Annotated in this window: 18 protein-coding genes and 1 tRNA gene; 6 read left to right on the top strand and 13 right to left on the bottom strand. The window is 43.3% G+C overall.

The features are described from left to right. Positions 1-16: 16 nt before the first annotated feature. The 6 genes from H5T41_05205 to eif1A form a co-directional block, all read right to left on the bottom strand. Entirely contained in the window at positions 17-337 is a 321-nt protein-coding gene (locus H5T41_05205) for an RNA polymerase (protein ID MBC7108168.1), read from the bottom strand. 11 nt (positions 338-348) lie between these two features. Continuing rightward, on the bottom strand, positions 349-642 hold the full coding sequence (locus H5T41_05200; protein MBC7108167.1) for a 50S ribosomal protein L21e: 294 nt from the start codon (positions 640-642) through the stop codon (positions 349-351). 1 nt (position 643) lies between these two features. Beyond that, a complete protein-coding gene (locus tag H5T41_05195) occupies positions 644-1,882 on the bottom strand; it encodes a tRNA pseudouridine(54/55) synthase Pus10 (protein MBC7108166.1) in 1,239 nt (412 codons plus the stop codon). A gap of 149 nt (positions 1,883-2,031) precedes the next feature. After that, the gene (locus H5T41_05190; GenBank protein MBC7108165.1) at positions 2,032-2,574 is read right to left on the bottom strand and encodes an RNA-processing protein; all 543 of its coding nucleotides are present in this window, start codon (positions 2,572-2,574) and stop codon (positions 2,032-2,034) included. Then, positions 2,571-3,347 (bottom strand): serine protein kinase RIO, encoded by a 777-nt coding sequence (locus H5T41_05185; protein ID MBC7108164.1) that lies wholly within the window; start codon positions 3,345-3,347, stop codon positions 2,571-2,573. Before H5T41_05185 ends, H5T41_05190 begins: the two co-directional genes overlap by 4 nt. A gap of 18 nt (positions 3,348-3,365) precedes the next feature. After that, the gene (eif1A, locus tag H5T41_05180; GenBank protein ID MBC7108163.1) at positions 3,366-3,761 is read right to left on the bottom strand and encodes a translation initiation factor eIF-1A; all 396 of its coding nucleotides are present in this window, start codon (positions 3,759-3,761) and stop codon (positions 3,366-3,368) included. 207 nt (positions 3,762-3,968) lie between these two features. On the opposite strand from eif1A, the gene H5T41_05175 reads away from it, so the two are divergent. Next, positions 3,969-4,063 (top strand) — tRNA-Glu (locus H5T41_05175). A 405-nt stretch (positions 4,064-4,468) separates the two neighbouring features. Here the strand turns inward: H5T41_05175 and H5T41_05170 are convergent. From H5T41_05170 to H5T41_05150, 5 genes are all read right to left on the bottom strand, one after another. Next, a complete protein-coding gene (locus H5T41_05170) occupies positions 4,469-5,590 on the bottom strand; it encodes an HAD hydrolase family protein (GenBank protein MBC7108162.1) in 1,122 nt (373 codons plus the stop codon). A 3-nt stretch (positions 5,591-5,593) separates the two neighbouring features. Continuing rightward, positions 5,594-6,439 carry a phosphoribosylglycinamide formyltransferase gene (locus H5T41_05165; protein MBC7108161.1) on the bottom strand — a complete coding sequence of 282 codons (846 nt, stop codon included), beginning with the start codon at positions 6,437-6,439 and terminating at the stop codon, positions 5,594-5,596. Further along, positions 6,439-7,401 (bottom strand): hypothetical protein, encoded by a 963-nt coding sequence (locus H5T41_05160; GenBank protein MBC7108160.1) that lies wholly within the window; start codon positions 7,399-7,401, stop codon positions 6,439-6,441. The genes H5T41_05165 and H5T41_05160 overlap by 1 nt, the downstream gene beginning before the upstream one ends. Positions 7,402-8,252: 851 nt before the next feature. After that, positions 8,253-8,585 carry a P-II family nitrogen regulator gene (locus H5T41_05155; protein ID MBC7108159.1) on the bottom strand — a complete coding sequence of 111 codons (333 nt, stop codon included), beginning with the start codon at positions 8,583-8,585 and terminating at the stop codon, positions 8,253-8,255. Between the two features lie 4 nt (positions 8,586-8,589). After that, positions 8,590-9,813 (bottom strand): ammonium transporter, encoded by a 1,224-nt coding sequence (locus H5T41_05150; GenBank protein MBC7108158.1) that lies wholly within the window; start codon positions 9,811-9,813, stop codon positions 8,590-8,592. 898 nt (positions 9,814-10,711) lie between these two features. On the opposite strand from H5T41_05150, the gene H5T41_05145 reads away from it, so the two are divergent. Both H5T41_05145 and H5T41_05140 read left to right on the top strand, forming a co-directional pair. Continuing rightward, positions 10,712-11,749 (top strand): inorganic phosphate transporter, encoded by a 1,038-nt coding sequence (locus H5T41_05145; protein MBC7108157.1) that lies wholly within the window; start codon positions 10,712-10,714, stop codon positions 11,747-11,749. A 63-nt stretch (positions 11,750-11,812) separates the two neighbouring features. After that, on the top strand, positions 11,813-12,487 hold the full coding sequence (locus tag H5T41_05140; GenBank protein ID MBC7108156.1) for a DUF47 family protein: 675 nt from the start codon (positions 11,813-11,815) through the stop codon (positions 12,485-12,487). Between the two features lie 141 nt (positions 12,488-12,628). Here the strand turns inward: H5T41_05140 and H5T41_05135 are convergent, their stop codons facing one another. Beyond that, positions 12,629-13,099 (bottom strand): DUF835 domain-containing protein, encoded by a 471-nt coding sequence (locus H5T41_05135; GenBank protein MBC7108155.1) that lies wholly within the window; start codon positions 13,097-13,099, stop codon positions 12,629-12,631. Between the two features lie 432 nt (positions 13,100-13,531). On the opposite strand from H5T41_05135, the gene H5T41_05130 reads away from it, so the two are divergent. Next, the gene (locus H5T41_05130; GenBank protein MBC7108154.1) at positions 13,532-13,954 is read left to right on the top strand and encodes a C_GCAxxG_C_C family protein; all 423 of its coding nucleotides are present in this window, start codon (positions 13,532-13,534) and stop codon (positions 13,952-13,954) included. Between the two features lie 270 nt (positions 13,955-14,224). Here the strand turns inward: H5T41_05130 and H5T41_05125 are convergent, their stop codons facing one another. Further along, complete coding sequence (locus H5T41_05125) at positions 14,225-14,629, bottom strand: archease (GenBank protein MBC7108153.1); 405 nt, start codon at positions 14,627-14,629, stop codon at positions 14,225-14,227. A gap of 263 nt (positions 14,630-14,892) precedes the next feature. On the opposite strand from H5T41_05125, the gene H5T41_05120 reads away from it, so the two are divergent. Beyond that, positions 14,893-15,510, top strand: coding sequence for a hypothetical protein (locus tag H5T41_05120; protein ID MBC7108152.1), 618 nt, complete (start codon positions 14,893-14,895; stop codon positions 15,508-15,510). 480 nt (positions 15,511-15,990) lie between these two features. Continuing rightward, complete coding sequence (locus H5T41_05115; GenBank protein ID MBC7108151.1) at positions 15,991-16,860, top strand: rubrerythrin family protein; 870 nt, start codon at positions 15,991-15,993, stop codon at positions 16,858-16,860. The last annotated feature ends 125 nt before the right edge of the window (positions 16,861-16,985 follow it).

Here is a 16,985-nt window from a genome sequence, read left to right as displayed (position 1 = left end):
AAGATCACCCCAGGGCTTAGAGATATTTCTCCACGACTTTGAGTATTTGTTCGATGTGCTTCTTCTCGAGGATAAGTCTTTCCTTTGTGAAGAGAATACGAACGTCATCTGGGTGAGTCGGAAGGATATCGACAAGCTTGCATGCAATAGCTGGTGAAACAAAATCAATCTGTTCCAATTCCTTTTGTAGTGCTTTAGCTTTATCAGCTGGCAATTTTTTCAATCTGGTCGCGTGATCGAGTGCGAGCTTCTGCTCTGAGCTGAGCTCCCTCAGCTTACTTTCTTCCATGAGAAGCTCTTCTACTTCAGCAAGGGTGACGAAGCGTTCATCGGCCATGACAACACCGCCTACGCAGCCTTTCTTAGGTGTTCGGGTCTTGCGATGATTGTCTTATATTTATCTCCATCTTTAACCTGCAAAATATATGCACGACCTCTGCTTCCTACAACGGTGCCTGTCTTTCCGTGAAATCTGATATCCGGGGCGCCTCTGTGAACACTGGAGTCGATCTGAATACTCACCTTGTCTCCTTCTTGAAACTTCTGAAACTCACGTGTGATCGGTGACAATCCCCTCTCTCTAGGGCTTTTCTTGAGTATGTTCCTCGACTTACACCTCGACCCTTTTGACGCTTTGACCATATCATTCCTCTCCAGTGTTGTCAGCGACCTCTATCACATCCAGAGATTTCACCTCACAGGGTACTCCCAGAAGCTCCGAGAGGCTCGGCCTAGTTCGTCCGCCATCACCGTGGACGAACTCCTTGATATATGTCCCAGCCTCAGCCCTTATGACAAGAGTAATTACGTCGTCACCAATATCCTCCGCAGTGATGTTGACGATCTTTTTTTCTCTTGTCTTGTCCGCTCTCCTGTGAGCAACCCTGGTTGGTGTTTGCTGAGTGATACGAGTGTTTTTGAATGATTGCAGTACCTCATTAATCTTTTCCTTATTAACTTTGCCATTAAGGAGGATCTCGACCCTATAAACCTTTTCGGGCGATGCCGACTTGATTCTTTTCACTTCGGCGCGCGAGGATAATCGAAGATCAGATACCTCGATTATCCCCTCACCTGATTCGTTGATCACTTTTTCAAGAGATCTTAGATCGAGCATCCTTTTCTTTGGTTCTCTGATTTCGATGATAAACGGCCTGCCATTACCGAGCATTCTGACATCGATGTCTTCTCGCCCCATCCCATGGAAGAAATGGTCAACCCCTTTCGCCGCCTTTAAGATGGGTTCTCCGATGATTTCTTGGATGCTCGTCTCGTACATTTTTCCTTTGAAATTGCAGCGCTCGCATCCTCTCCCTCTGCACAGCGTGCAAACCCAGCGGGTCTGCGGTATTTCCCTTGAATATTTTTTGTAACGGCCGTAAATGAATAGAGGAGCGATCTCGAGTTCGACGGAAGCAAACCTTGTATCGACGACTGCCACAACGTCAGGATGGCTGAAATCGACATGTTTTCCAGTCTTCGCCTCAACGATCTTTCCAATCTCTCTATTCAATTCGCTCTTAATTGATTCCGCATATTCGCCACCGACTTCTCCCCAGAGTCGTTCCTCTCGTTCCAAAATCTCGGGGTCAACCTTGGATCCGATGAGAAATGTATCATACTCGACAGTGGAGAGTTTTGTGACAGCGGCCTCAGCGAATCTTTCGACTGAATTGAATAATTCCTCACAGACCCAGCACTTTTCATGCATTGGAAGGGGCTCGCCTTTCAAAACCCGCTTGAGCGTAACACCTAGTCGAAGGGATTCACCACGTTGTTTATTGGTCAATCCAGTGCCGATTTGAGCGAATAACCGGCCCAGACAATGATCGCAAAGATCCCTCTTCAAGGCAGTCTCAGCTTTCGAGATAAGAGCTTGCATGTGAGGGCTAAATCGTAAAGCTCTTTTAATATTATTTCAAAAAGCCTTGCGGCCATTGATCACCTTATGGCTTCTCATCCTCAAATTTCTCTGGTCTCACTTTGAATTTTTGATAATTAAGTTCTCAGATATCACTTCAGGCAATACGATCAATAATCGAAACCCATTTCAGCTATTCGCAAGTAAGGTCTTGATCTCTCCAGATATCTGTAAACAGTTGCGTGCTCGCTCCCTCTGAGGATCATCTCGATCGCGGTCTTCGCGATCGGCATTTGAACGGAATTTGCGATGATTGATACAGTATTTCCGTAGATCGAGATGGAAGCGCCGGTGAGATTCTCGATGATCTTGCGTGTCTTTCCCTTTGTTCCGATCAGTCTTGCTCTCATTCTGATAACGTGATTCGGCTTTTTTCCGACGAAATCTCTAATGTCGATTGTTTCCAGGTATTCGTCCTCCTCCAGCAGGCGGAAAGCTCTTTCCGGTGAAAAACCACGACCGATCGCCCTGACGATATCGACGGCTACCAGTGACATGAGCGGATCTTCCACTCCACTATCGTCTAGGGTGACTTCGCCATCGGAGCTGATATCCATTCGCACCTTTGTTTTTTCTTCCAGTAATTTTTTCGTTTCACCATCCTTGCCGATGAGCACACCCACGCGATCTACAGGGATTCTGACGATCTTCATTTCTCTCCACCTGTCACTAATCTGAAGACTTCATCATTGTCTGTTACTTTAACACCGAGTGACCTAAAATATTCATTAATATTTGTGATATCTCGTCTTAAATAATCGAGTGCGTTCGGATGATCAGTGACCATCGCCTGGCCGCAATCGATGATCACTGGCTTACCTTCATGTATGAGTACATTGTATTCGCTTAGATCACCGTGCACAAGCTCCGCTTTCTGAAAGGCGAGCCTCATATACTCAATGATGAGACTATAGATTTCTTCTGGGTCTTCAAGGGCGACGTCTTTCATCAGCGGTGCCGGTGCCTGCTCGGTGCCGATATATTCCATCGCAAGCAGATTCTTATGAAATTTGATCGGAAGCGGAACTCTCACACCAGCCTCGCTGAATCGTTGAAGATTTCTGAATTCTTTTGAGGCCCACGCGAAGATGATCTTTCGATGATTTCCAGAAAGACCTTTGAATCGAGGATCGCCTTGAATGTACCTTGAAATCCTTCGAAAGGTCGCCGTCGCAATTCTGTAAATCTTAAGCGCAACAAAGCCACCATCTACTTTTTTGCAGAGAAATACGTTTCCCTCCTTACCCGTCGAAATCGGACATTCGACCGTTTCTATGATCCCATCCGTCATCATTTTGTAAATAGCCAGGAGCGTTTCTTTGTCGAAGACCTGATCAAGCACCTTGCGATCTTCGACTCCCTTTTGCTTGACTCGAATTTTTTCGAGCTCCCTCTCAATAAATGCGATAGAGTCTCTTCTTGCCATATATTAAGCTCCACCAGTTTAGAAAACATCAAGGTTCTTCGGCAAGATTTTCTTTCTGCTCAAATAGTTCGCTTGGGTTTTTGTATAACGATAGACGATATCCGCTTTGTCATCCTGAAATTCCCATGGTTTGACGATGACCAGGTCGCCTTCTCTGATCCACATTCTTTTTCTAATTTTTCCAGGAATGCGCCCCATCCTCGCTTTTCCATCGGCGCACATAACCCTGATTCTCGATGCCCCGAGGAGTTGATCAGCTATTCCAAACATTTCTCCCTCCTTCCTATTCGGAAGGGGAGACCGAAGCACATCCTCGCTTTGTTCATCATCCAGTTCTTCATCCTCCTCGAGCTCTTGGTTTTGGCGATTCAAATGAATCCTCCACTCCAATTTTCTTGGGATGTCAGCTGACATAATCATTACGATTATATAATGTTATACTCCCAATCCAATCTATATTTAAATATTGCGCATCAAGAATGGTTTGTTTGTGATCCCGGTGTCAAAAAATTTGTCTATTGTCTATCTTGTAGACACGTCCATCCCAATTAAATCATGTCTGCGAAATTCTAATCTTTGCTAAGGTTTAAGTACAAATTTCCGCATGAACGCATGCTTCGTGCTCCGGTAGTGTAGTCCGGACAATCATCTCGGCCTTTCGGCGGATCGATTCCGGAGGATAGCCGAAGACTCGGGTTCAAATCCCGACCGGAGCACTTCTCTGGTGATTTTCAGTTTTGTTTAAAAGATGACTGAAATCTGAGAATGAGAGTTTAACAATTGCCAATCCGTAGCACGAATTTATTATTCTATTGTTGATCCATATAATCAATGAAAATGTTGGTTAAATTGCAAGCTGCTTGTTTTACCCCATCTATCGATTGGCGATTGGCAATCCACGCGATTTGCGCGAAGTACGGAATGAGTCTTTGCTGAGGATAAATTTCTCGCTAGGAATTAGTAGTCTAACGTTTGAATTCATATGATGGATTCGAAAATGGCCGGTTGAATTCCTCTTCAAGTGTCTGTAATGAGAACATGTTACAAGGTAGTAATTGAATTCCTAGACTGGTCCTAAGTGAAATTCACGTTTTAAATACTCGAGTCTACAAGAAAATCGATCAGCCAAGAGCGCCAATCGCCTCTCCTCTCACAGTTTTCCGGAATTTAGAGCTTAAGTCAGCGATTTCTCCAACGTTTTTTGGAGTTACCTTTGTAACAATTGGAAGTTTTTCAGGAAAAACTCTTGTCAGTTCTTTGACTAAATAATCGTGCACATACCCTACTTTTCTAATGTAATCGATGCTCCAGTTTTCCACGAGGTCGATAACTGACTCTCTTCCCCCCTTGTGAAAAGTCTCTGCGATAACGGAAGTCACAACGGTATCTGGGGAGAGAACGGCAATTTCGGCATTTCTCACCGCGTATGAGTTTCCGTTGAAAGATATCGCAAGACCACCTCCCTCTCTGACCATTCTTAATGCCTCGACATCAGTAATGCTATCCCCGATGTACATCGTTTCCTCGATACCAATACCAGTCCGTCTGCATACGTCAAGAATTGCCGCCGCTTTCTCATCTCCACCAACAGGGTTGACTTCAAGAATGAGTTGATACGATGCGAGATCCGTCATCTCCTCCCAAAAGATCTCATCAAGTCGGCTGATCGTCCTTTGATCTTTCGGGCTGAAGTCTTCGATTCTTTTTGCGTTGACAGGGATCTCGATTATATCCATTGCTGCAATTTCTCTGGCATAATTCTTGAGCGTCCTTTCCTCCCATGAATCAATGCGACAGCATTCAAGATTGACCCTCGTGCAGTAGGTGTTCTCGAAAGGAAAACCAATCGCGTCGCATACCGCGCTCACGTAGTGTTCGTAGCTCGTACTCACAATGAAAGACTGCATGAGTTCCCTCACAAAACGCATCGTGCGTTTAGCACCAGGGACGAGGAGAATATTCGATCTTGAAAACTCGATCATCTTCTGATTCGTTGCGCCAAACGCTTTCAGGAATGGCAAGATAAGTCGGAGGGTGTCCCCCGCTTTATATCCTTCGCGGTGCAGAACATCACTTAAAACGTCGTCGTACTTGCTGACAACACTGAAAAATTTTTCACCGTTTTCAATGAAAGCAGCACATAACTCGAATGCATTGTCATTCTTCGTGATTGGTCCCTCTCCATCTGTAATGAATTGGCGGCTTTCACCCGGGATGAAATCGTCAAGCAAATCGAACTCCAAGTATCACACCTCAAATTCTTTTCTTCTAACCGCTTCATCAACCAAATCAGTGAGATCGTACGGTTCCGTGAGAGGTCTTTCATTTTCATAAAGCATTCGATTGACGATTCTTAATTTGCCGTCAGCGAGGAATTTTATCGTATACGCGAGCAGTGGAATTTCGCGGATTTCGCCGTCCATTCTAATTTTTTTGAAGAGTGGCTCGTTTCCCCCCTCGTTCTTGATGATCTCCTCAATGCTCATTTTGGCCAATTTTATCTCCAATTGATCCCACAGTGATCGATATTCTGGAGTTTTGAGAGAAAAGGAACAGAAGGTCAACGGGGGCCCCTCATCCCACTCGTGCGTGCATAGATGAATCATCGCTCCTTGCTTATCCGCCCTTGAAACAATTAATTCCCAGATCACCTGCTGCCAAGTACCTTTTGGTCCCCTTGGAAGCGCTGGGTGCAGGTTAATTAAATTGAAGAGATCGCACGACTCATTGTCCATCCAGAGCATGTAGCCCGCAAGGACACCAAGATCGAATGGGTATGAAGAAATCATTTCCCTCATTTTCGCACCGTAAGCGCTACGCCACCCCTCTTTATCTTTCATCCGAAGATCGGGCATGAATTTTTTCCACGATAGGCAGACAAGCGGGATCTCGTATTGATGAACAAGGTCGCAAAATTTTCTTCTATCGTCGTATGTAGGATGATCTGGCTCCTCCCCCTCCTCCCAGTTGGAAAAGACAAACGCGATCTCGATGTTGAAGAATCCCTCCTCCTTTTTTTTCATAATCGCTTTGAGCAGATTCCTTGCGGCCTGATCTCTACCTGTCGAAAACCAACCGAGCCTCAGTGCCATTAATGTACCCCCTCATACATCGAAATCGACCTTTCATCTGGATAACCATCCCTTCCGTATTCTGCGATACTTCTTGCGGCAACAAGGGACGCAAAGTTTCCGCATTTTTCCAATGGCCAGTTCCTAAGAATTCCAGCGAGAAACCCAGCGTCGTAAACATCGCCCGCACCGGTCTTATCGACGACATTGGTTTCAATCGGTTTAATGTTGATCTCGTCGGCCTCTGTGAAAATCATTGACCCTTTTCCCCCCATTTTACAAACGACGATCGCCGGTCCCGATTCGAGAAGCGACCTTGAACCCTCGATCGGATCAAGTGAGGTAAGCATCTCAACTTCTCTCGCGCTGAGAAGCATGATATCGCATCTTCTTAGCAGTGATTTGATCGCCTTGAGTCCCCTTCTTGCGTATATTTCTCCTGGATCAAACGAAAGCATAATCTTAGCGTCAATTCTTTTAGCAATCTTTTCTTGCTCTTTAAGAGCATTGTCATGTACAAAAGAGGTCATGTGAACAATTTTCGCGTCATTGAGATAATTGATGTCCTCGTCCGAGACCTGAAAATGGTCGTTTGCATTCGGAAAAATGATCAACGAACGTTCTTCACCCGAAATGAGAGAAATGCAAATGCCAGTCATGTTGAATCTCTTCACATGTCCCTTGTCAACGTTTCCCATCGACTCCACAATAAAATCTCCATGATCATCGTTGCCCACGATGCCCAATATTCCTACGTCGAATCCCATTCGGGCCATTGCAAACATCGTATTGGCCGCTGATCCGCCCGCACTTTTTTTCATGATTTTTCCATTCTTATCCAGTTCGCTCTTGATACGATGGAATTGATTTTCATCCTCGAAAACTTCGGCACCCGGGACATACTTCCTACCAGCAATCGTGAGATCTGGAACGCTGTAAATCAGATCAACATTGAGTGCTCCAACACCAACTGCATCTCGCATCAATTCACTAATCGAATTCGATAATGATAAATGTAGTTGAAAGGCGAACAATCTTGAATGCCAGAGCGATTGAGAATTCTTCATCCGAACTGCTTTTTATTTTAATTTAATGCCTGTAATGGCCTCATTTTCAAAAGGGGATCACAGCACTATCCTGTCCCGGATCCTCCTTTTGTTCATGGCGATCTTAGGGTCAGTTATCTTATGAAAAAACTCAGGACGCTTTTGGCATACTGATCTGGTGTCATGTGTTGGATCTGTTCTCATCAACTTAAGATAAATATTACAGTATTTAGATCAACGATCTAAGGTGACTGCGTGCTTTGAAATTACTTGGACGCTGCATTTCTTAGAAGCAACATTAAGAGAGGTGTCTTACTTGTATTGAATGATTTCTTTTAACTACAATTTAAGCATCAATTTAAAATTTGCTAGACTATTTTTTTCGATCTCCCGATTTTCTACTGATACAAAAAATTACAAAATAAATCCCGAGAGTCGTTCACCAAATCCACGGCTCTTATTTTATCCATAGCAAAATATTTTTTCACATCAATACGGTGATCTTTTTTGTCAAATAAGTCATTTTTGTTCGCGTTTGGAGGACACTGGCCGCGTATTCGATGAGAATTCATTGGCAAAAGGAATGAGTTTTTGCACAAATGCATTAAAGGGTAATTTTGTCATAACTGAAACAAAAAAATAAAAAAAAGGGGGAGATGGGACCCAGAGATATTGGAAACATTTTCCGATAAGATCTAATCTTTATCATATCAGTGTTTTAGGATCGTAATTGGGATCGTGCCAGACGTTTATCACTCGGCTCCGTTCAAACTGGGTTTTTATGTGGGTTAATATTTACAGCGTTCTCCTGTTCTAATTCTTATCGTTTCCTCGACGGGAAAGACAAAAATCTTACCGTCACCAATTTCTCCCGTTCTTGCTGTGGTCATTATCGTTTCGATGATTATGTCAATATCACTGTCCTGTGCTACGATTTCAATTTTCGTTTTTTGCAAGAGATCCACCCTGTACTTACCTGCTCTATGACTGAATTCCAAACCTCCTTGCTCTCCCCGGCCTAGTACATCCGTAACTGTCATGCTGCTGAATCCCTTTTTCTCGAGTGCTGTCTTTATCTGGTCGAGCTTTTCTGGCCTTACAATTGCTTCAACTTTCTTCATTTTCTCACCTCAGGCTATAAGCACTTTCTCCATGTTGGATGATATCTGCGCCGATTCTCTCTTCTTCTTTGCTCATTCTCAGTGGCATGAAAAGCGATATTGCCCTTAATATGGCAGTTGTAAGAATAAACGTGAATGCCCAAACCGCAATAACTGAAACCAATTGGGCCACAAAGAGGTCGACACCGCCGCCGTACAACAGCCCATCGGCACCAGCTGGATTAATTGCCGTAGTTGCTAAGAGGCCAGTAGCTAAGGCACCAAATGTCCCTCCCAATCCGTGGACACCCCAGACGTCAAGAGCATCGTCGAATCCGACTTTTTTCCTGATGATAATTCCGGCATAGCAGATAAGTCCGGCACCAATACCAATGACAATTGCACCGCTTGCATCGACGAAACCTGCAGCTGGAGTAATAGCAACAAGTCCAGCAATGCCTCCAGAAATGAGGCCGAGTACACTAACTCTTCCAGTGTGTACCCAACTTACCAATCCCCATACGAGAGTGGCTACCGCCGCTGAAATGTGGGTCACCACAAGCGCATTTGCGGCTAGTCCGTTAGCGGCCAGTGCGCTTCCACCGTTAAATCCGAACCAGCCAATCCACAATAATGCGCCTCCGAGAACTGTCATTGGAATGTTGTGTGGTGGCTCCTGAAATCCTTTTTCAATTGTAATCCTCTTTCCAAGTACTAGTGCAGCCGCAAGAGAAGAAACGCCCGCTGAGATGTGAACAACCGTACCTCCTGCGAAATCAAGGGCTCCGAGATCAGATATCCAACCTCCTCCCCATACCCAGTGCGCAACTGGAACATAGACAGCAATCGTCCACACGCTGATGAAAATGACAAGAGAGGACAATTTCATTCTTTCTGCGACGCTTCCGATAATCAAAGCTACAGTAATGACAGCGAACATCCCCTGAAACATCATGAACAGGATGCTCGGAATCGTTGGAGCTGTTTCATTGGGCGTCAATCCAACTCCTTTGAGGAAGACATGGTCTAGATTACCAATCAATCCAGAATTGTCGACACCGAAGCTGAGCGAATATCCGCAAATAACCCAAATTAACGTTACAATTCCCACGACGATCAAACTTTGTCCAAGCATCGATAGAAAATTGGCCTTGCGCAACATGCCACCGTAAAAGAACGCAACTGCGGGGGTCATGATGAAAACAAGACCAGTTGAGACGATCAACCACGTCGTGTCGCCACTGTCAATATGATTTCCGTCTGTCGCACTCACTTGCCCCATGGTCAATGGAAATAGAAGCAGAACCAGGAGCACAAGGAATCCCACTTTGAGTCCTAATAATTTCTCCATCATCGCTCTTGTTCACCTCTTTTGTATTATATGATACATTTGTATCAATTTTCGGAACTTGGATATACATATTACTACAAAAATTTTACTTTATTAGATGAACAATCGTTATTAGAAACATTTTTAATACATTTGTACAATCGGAATCAGATGATTCCAAATCGGATGAATTTTCCAAAATCCTGATCATTCCGTGCTTCAGCTTCGAAAATATGACACGAAGTCTAATGAACAAGCAAGAGATCAACCAAAGATAAAGATTCAGTTTCGTGATCACACTCTGCAAAAAGCAAATCTCTAACTAGATTCAATGCATACTAATAGGAAGCCATCACCTCAAATCATGAACCAATATTTAGTTTAGACTCGTAAGTTTTTGAAATTAGATTATGCAGATTCTTGTTCAATTATAGGCACTGAATGGAAACAATTGGTCAACTCACATTTTAATTGCCTATGGAAAAGAAGATGATCTGTGATCTTTAATTTTTAATATAAATGAACATTTAATATAAATGAACAAAGATTTACTGTAAATACTCAGCCTGCTGAATTCAAGAAAATAATATCGGAAAGCTCTCTTGACCTTCTTAAGTTGTTTCCCCTTTTGAGCCAAAAGCCAAGATCTTTGAAGGGCCAAAAAATCTGCGATCAAGAATTATGCGCATCAAATCGAATGAAGGTTGAATAGTCGATCAGATTGCGACAGAAATGTCTTATCATTTGTTCATTTCGGAAGAAACTCAAAAATCTATTGACTCACAATGAAATAATTGATTCTATATCTTTGCTTTTTGTGGGTCTCTTAACATCCGAAGTGATCGTTGCGTTTGCCATCATCACGGCAATCATTTTTGCGATAACCAACGGTCTCCACGACGCAAGTTCGACTGTCGCAACGCTGATTGGTTGCAGGGCTGCGACCCCATACCAAGCTGTTGTCATTGCATCAATCGCGAATTTTCTTGGCGCGTTTCTTGGCGGTAGCGCGGTTGCATACACGCTCCAATCTCTCATCCTCATCAGGTCATCAGAAGTGATCATTCTATCATCATTGACCGCAGTATCAAGCGCTCTCATCTGGAATATCATTACCTGGCGATACGGTCTTCCCTCTTCGTCCACCCATGCCTTGATCGGCGGACTTGTTGGCGCGGCAGTTGTTGCTGAGGGTTTCAATGGCGTGAACTGGGGTGTGAAGGCTATCTTGGGGCCTCAACACGAAGTGGTCGGTCTTTTCAAGATTATCCTTCTAATGGCCATTTCCGTGCTCATCGGTCTCATCGGTGGATATGTCGTCATGAAATTGTCGAAAATCCTTCTACGAAACGCGAGGCGCACGATTAACAAACCCATCAATAAAATTCAAATCATCACAGCCAGCCTCTTATCATTTAGTCACGGCGCAAATGATACTCAGAAGCAGATCGCTATCATCATGATTATACTCGTGGCGAGCGGAACTACGACGACTTTTGAATCGCCGCTCATTGTGAGAGCTTCATGTGCTCTTGCGATGGCCCTCGGTACTCTGCTGGGGGGCTGGAGAATCATGAAGACGCTTGCGAGAAAACTCTATCGTCTGCAACCGATTCACAGTCTTAATTCTCAGGCTGTGTCGACCGCCTCTGTCCTTTTCTCAACGGCCGTAGGGGCTCCTGTATCCTCAACTCACGTCGTCTCATCAAGTATCATTGGCATCGGGGCTGCGGAAAATGCGAAAATGATTGATTGGACCCTCGGAAAAGAAATGTTCGTTTCCTGGGTTGTGACACTGCCTCTCACAATGTTCATATCGGGTTTTCTTTATTATATCATTTCAATCATTTTGTAATAGCGGCGCCGATATTCAAAACTGGAAATCGACTCGAGTAGGCGCTTAAACGGAGAATTTGTCATGAAATCAATCGGTCTTTCCGATCGAGATGACACTGGCAAGAAGAAAAATGTTGAAAAGATCCGCCTTACTGACGTCATCTTTCCGCCTCGTTACGATTTTTATGGAATGCTTCGTGATCAAGCGGAGATAACGGCGAAGGGGGTCCGGGTACTCCTCGAATGGCTTAAGACGGACGATCTCAGCGAGCCTCAAACGCTTATAGTTATAGAAGAAGAAGCTGATAAAATGAGATATGCCATGGAAAGCAAACTGCTTGAAGCCTTTGTAACGCCCTTCGACAGGCAGGATATATATAGCATTTCCAGACAGATGGACTACATATTGAACTATTCTCTTTCGACGGCTCTGGAAATGAAGGCTTTTGGTGTGAAAACTGATGAAGCAATCATGAAGATGGCAGAGACTCTTTGTGAGGGAACAACAATCCTTGCGGCCGTGATCAACAAGATGAGATTCGATAAGAAAGCAGCCGAATCGATGATACAAGAAATAAGGAAAAGAGAGCGTGAAATTGAATTGACGTACATCGAATCGATGAGACATATTTTTGCAATGAACGATCCGATCAGCGTTTTGAAAAAAAGAGAGATCTATCATCATCTAAAGGACGCAGGAAGAACGCTTGGCATCACTGTCGATATTCTCCACAGGATAATATTAGGTATCGATTGAGAATTTTTCACAAATATTTCACAACACTCAAGAATAGATTCTCATCGACCCATAAGTTAATGAGAACTCATTCAATATTGGTTTCCAAGAAACTTAAAGCCTCATGACCCCTCAAATTCTGAGTCCGAATCCCTCAGGAGCTTAGATGACATAATCCGCTTCTTCTTCGAGGAGTTTGAGATTATGTGGCTCAACCGTTAACGGATTGATGGAAATTAGTAAAATCGCGTTCTTAATGGCAACCTGATCTCTCAGGGATTGTACGAATTTGAGAACTGTCGTGAAATCGTTGTTTGTAATCATATATTCAAGCCCATCTATGATGATAATAGCGCCCTCATTCGCCAAGATGAATTTTTCAAGTTTGAAGCTTAATTCTTCAAGATCTTTCGGTCTAATCGCAATATCCATTCTGACATTCGTGAGCCAATAAATCACGGAATCGCGGATTTCATATTTGCTTTTGAGCTTTGGAGGATAGATCCTAGTAACGATTAGTCCACGTGCTCCCTGGCTAATTGCGTCAGAGAAGATACGGTATGCTCTATTTGGTATCTTTTCTTTGATGACGTATGTGCACCCCTTTTCCAAAGCAAAACTTTCCAACTGCATGATCTTATTCTCCCCCAGTGCATGCTCAAGATCATTGATGTGGCGACTGTTAAATCATCTTCATCCCTGGATTCTGATAGTTTGGCGTTATCTGGCATTTCCAGTTTGGATTCCCTTGCATGAATGATCTAGAATGGAAATATCAATTGAGGTTTATGTTAATAGTGCTGCAGTTGTCCAGCTAGAACTCAAATCAAAGACGATTTCTCGTGGCCATCTTATTTCAAATGATAGGAAAAATGTCGTTCAGGAGAAATTTAATACTGAGCGATCAAATGTGCTCGTCGATGGAATGGCTCTATTGGAACAATCCGTCGTTTCCTTTCGATCATCTCGCTCAGGAATCGACAACAAGACGCATTTGATTAGATGTCATCAAATCGATATATATGTCCCAGCATTTCCGAGACACCTGAATTGGTGGTATCTTTGATGGACGAAAATGCAAGTGTGGATCACGCAATGGAATGTTGGTCAAAGGGGTTCAATTGTGCTGAATCTGTATTGAGAGGAGTTTGTTTCGGATTAGGAATCGATCTTCCGCCAATTGCGAAGATGATGGCAACTCCTTTCGGAGGTGGTATGGGCCGGGCGGAGAATGTTTGCGGAGCGTTATCTGGCGGTATCATTGCGATTGGCGCGGCGCTAGGGAGGACTGATCACAGCGATGACAAATTCAGGAGCTACATGGCTGCGAGAGAGCTTCACGAGGAATTTTTAAATCGTTTTGGCGGAACTCGATGCAGTGAGCTCAATTTTGGCGATTTTATTACGAGCCAGCACAGAAGAAGATGCACGGAGTTTGTTAAGGAAACAACGAGGATGGCATTCATCACGATCCTGAAACGCTTATAATTTACACTGGAGCTTGAAGGCGTATGTTGAGCACTTGATTTATTGGCATAGAAACGATATTCTATGAGTGATTTCTTGAGAAAGAAGAAAAAAAAACGCTTTCTCAAAAGAGCCATAATTTTAAAAAGAAGTTTCCTTGTTGATTTCGGTTCTTTAGACGACTGCTTTCACATTGCACCATCCCGTCAGCCATTTTTTGAATTGCTAGATCGCCACGATTTATCAACCCATCGAATTCAAAATGCGTACATTGAGAGAATCTTTCTCTGATCATATATCAAATAAAACTGTAGCCGAATGCTCAACCTCGTCGACCTTCAGCATATGATAGGTAACGGCTTTGATCTCTTTTTTTGGGGAATGTTTTTTCGGGTCAAACGACTCTCCCCGCGCCGTACATGTCAAATTATTGCCTTCAATCCGGATGTCGAATTTTGAGAATAGCAATCTCTTTGCATCAAAAAGATAGAGCAATTCTGACAAGAAATTATAAAGAAGCGATTCTTTGTCTTCACCATCGATGCTGAACGTGTACTGTATTTTCGGCTCAATCTTTTCAGCATCAACAATCTGGTCGAACATTCCGTAAGCTACATTTGCGAAACACTCTTCGACGCTCGATCCGAATGCCTTTATCATCGTATCCGCTGTATGATTCATTATTGTATACTTCATTTGTCAAATCAATAGGTGGAGATAATTAAAATAATTTTGATTGGTCGATGAGAATGAGCGAGGGCATTTTTTATTGCGTATGTGAATCTCTTAAAGACATATGACGCTTTGAGGTTTGTTAATCCTCGTGGAAGATTTTTCTTTTGAAAAACTAGAGGAGGCCCAGTACCATCTTCTGGAATTTGAGATCCGATTCAATAAAAGTATTTGAAGAGGTTTAGCTGATTGTAAGAGTGTAGAGAATTCTGATAAGGGTGGACGACATGGTTAATGGGATTCAGCTTCCTGCGGTGCTTGAGGCCAATGCATTCTCCTCACTGTTGATGTCAGTTGTTGAGATACCCGGAACTGAGTCAATGGGTTTGTTGCTGGGACACGAAGATAAGAGATTCATCGTCAATAAATTCAGATCGTGTATGGCGATCGATCTGGCTTATCCCATTCAAACTGCGGAGCGTGCAAGAACGTCAGTAACCTATGGGAACCTCGCGGCGAGGAATCGGCTTCACAGCACCGTGAGTGCGGTTGGATTCGCGATCGTCGGCGGATTCCACTCGCATCCGAATACAAACACACAGTTGACGAGGGAAGACAAAGATTTCATTTTCGATGAACTCTCCTTTCTCAGATCAAAGCAAGGACTGGAAAAGTGGCTTGAGATTGTTGTGAAGGTAAGTCGGATCAAGAATCCTTCGGCATCTAAATATCTTTCAAGAATGTATAAGAATAAAAGAATGCCTGAGCCTGGTTTCTATTTACTCCGTAATAATTCTGAAGTAACAGGTCACCTCGTCATCGATCCTTCAAATGTATATCGCCTAGAGATGAAGGGATACTGGTTTTTTGATAAGCGGATATCTGAAGCTGTGCTTTGCCTGTGACAGGCGGACATATGAATCTTCCTTTTAGACCATCTCCACTTTTATCATTCTCTTGTCCTTCCTTCCCTTTTTTATTAAGAAAAGGACTCACCAAACAAGATGAATAGTTGAAAGAAATTTATTAATGATGGCATTATGAGTATCAAATTGAAATTTTCCATCGTTTTCATTCGCATCAGGATTGATTACTTCAGATATGAGAGATCAAATTGATTAACGATTAGCGTAGAAGAGACTTTATGAAAGGAGTGTATGCGTAAGATAGATGAACAATATTCCTTGATTCTCGATGTCTTCTTTTTAAAATAGGTGCAAGTGCCATAAAGGATCAAATTAAAAGGCAACGAATTTTGAATAACCGTCTTCTTTAAACGATCTGGAAGCATCGAGTTATATTAATCGTTTTTTAGATCCGCTTTGAATCCATAAAATTTGTTGGCGATAATGAGATATATGTCAGGTTCTAAATATCAGAATATAATGGTCTCTGATAGCGCTTTGCCAGATATTCTTGCATATCAAAAAACTGAGATTACATTGTATCGATTCTACGCACGTTTGGCTGACACCATCAAGGAGGAAAAAAATAAGGAAATTTTACGCAAAATTTCGAACGATGAATTAGCCCATTACGAGTACTGGAAAAAGAAATCCAGACGCGATGTCAGGCCTGATAGGATAAGGATTGTTTTTTATCTCATGCTTTCTAGATTGTTTGGCATTACCTTTGCCATCAAACTCATGGAGCGGCATGAGGCTCGGGCCCAGCAGGTCTACGACGCTCCTTCGAAAGACAATCCTGAAGTTAAGCGGATCGTTGATGACGAGATGTCCCATGAAGAAGAATTGATCGGTCTAATCGATGAGAGGAGACTCCAGTATACTGGGGCTATTGTACGGGGAATGAACGATGGCATTGTTGAAATAACTGGTGAAGTAGCGGGCCTCTCTTTCGTTTTTGATGAGAGTCTCATCATTGGCATCATTGCATTGATCACCGGTTCCGTCGGATCCCTGAGTCTCGCCAGTTCTGAATATTTGGCGGCGAATTGGGAGGAAGGGCATCAAACGCCCATCGGTTCCGCTGCGTATACCGTCGCCGCATACATGCTCACGATACTTGTGTTGATATGGCCACTTTTGATAGGATTTCCACCGATCAGTGCGCTCGCGATTATCATCATCAACGCGGTTATCCTCATTTTTATTTTCAATTACCATCTCAGCGTGGCCAAGGAGTTAAAACTCGGTAAGCGCTTCGGACAGATGCTTCTAGTGAGTCTTGGTATTGCGTTTATTTCCTTCGTGCTTGGATACATGATTAAGCACGTTCTTCATCTAGAAGTCTAGGACGGAAAATCGAACTGGGGATCTGTGAGCTGATAAAAATCTATCCTTTCTCTCCTTGGCCAATTTACTTAGAGCATGCACATCGTAAATCTTCGAGATTTTTTGTGGTCACGAAAAAAATTTGT

Source organism: Methanomassiliicoccales archaeon, assembly GCA_014361295.1.
Taxonomy (GTDB): Archaea; Thermoplasmatota; Thermoplasmata; order Methanomassiliicoccales; family JACIVX01; genus JACIVX01.
The sequence above is the reverse complement of the archived record's forward strand: the minus strand, read 5'-3'. Positions and strand labels throughout refer to the sequence as shown.